This is a genomic window from Halomonas ventosae (genome assembly GCF_004363555.1).
Classification (GTDB): domain Bacteria; phylum Pseudomonadota; class Gammaproteobacteria; order Pseudomonadales; family Halomonadaceae; genus Halomonas; species Halomonas ventosae.
This window is the reverse complement of sequence record NZ_SNZJ01000049.1, coordinates 1-1,029: the sequence shown is the minus strand read 5'-3', so window position 1 is coordinate 1,029 and position 1,029 is coordinate 1. Positions and strand designations below refer to the sequence as shown.

Here is a 1,029-nt window from a genome sequence, read left to right as displayed (position 1 = left end):
TGTGATCTCTCGGTAGGTTGTTCATCCGGAGCCTACCCGGAAGACTGGAGATGCGAACCAACCAACCTCTCCAGGAGGCCCGGATGAACACCCATAAGAATGCCCGTCTCACTCCGCATGGTCGAGCCCTGCTGGTGCACCGAGTCATCAAGGAAGGGCTCCGGCCAGAAGAGGTCGCCCAGGCCCAGGGCATCAGCGTGAGGACGGTTTACAAGTGGGTACGCCGCTATCGAGAAGAAGGTGAGAGCGGGCTGCAGAACCGTTCGTCCCGCCCACGGCGTTGCCCTCATGCGGTCTCTGACGAGGTCCGCGAGCAGCTCATTGAGCGGCGCCGGCAGCGCCAGACCTATCGCCAGATCGCCCAGCGGTTGGGCATCGGACACAGCACGGTCGCGCGGCTCCTCGCACGCAAGGGGCTGAACCGACTGGCAGCCCTCGAGCCCGCCCGACCCGACAACCGCTACGAACATGATGCGCCGGGAGATCTCCTGCACCTGGACATCAAGAAGCTCGGCCGCTTCGCGCGCCCGGGACATCGGGTCACCGGCGATCGCCAACAGGCCACGCGTGGCGCGGGGTGGGAGTATGTCCACATCGCGATCGACGATCACTCTCGTATGGCCTTCGCCACCCGCTACCCCGATGAAACCGGCTGGAGCGCGTGTTACGCGCTATTGGAGGCCGTGCGGTATTACCGGGGGCTGGGCATCCGCTTCACCCGTGTGCTGACCGACAACGGCGCCTGTTACCGCTCCCGGGCATTTCACCGCCTGTGTCGGCGCCTGGGGCTGAAGCGAAAGCGCACTCGACCCTATACGCCTCGCACCAATGGCAAGGCAGAGCGGTTCATTCAAACCGCCCTGCGCGAGTGGGCTTATGCACGGTCCTACGAGAGTTCGGAGCAGCGCGGCCAGCATCTGCCCGCCTGGCTGCATCAGTACAACTGGCATCGGCCGCATGCCAGCCTGGATTATCATCCTCCGGTTAGCCGGCTGGGCCTTTCCGTGAACAACCTGATGGGTTTACACA

At 64.1% G+C, this 1,029-nt stretch carries 1 protein-coding gene; it reads left to right on the top strand.

Going from position 1 to position 1,029, the window contains the following annotated elements; translation table 11 throughout:
- Positions 1-83: 83 nt before the first annotated feature.
- On the top strand, positions 84-1,029 hold a 946-nt coding region (locus tag DFP85_RS18815), incomplete at its 3' end, for an IS481 family transposase (protein WP_133637932.1).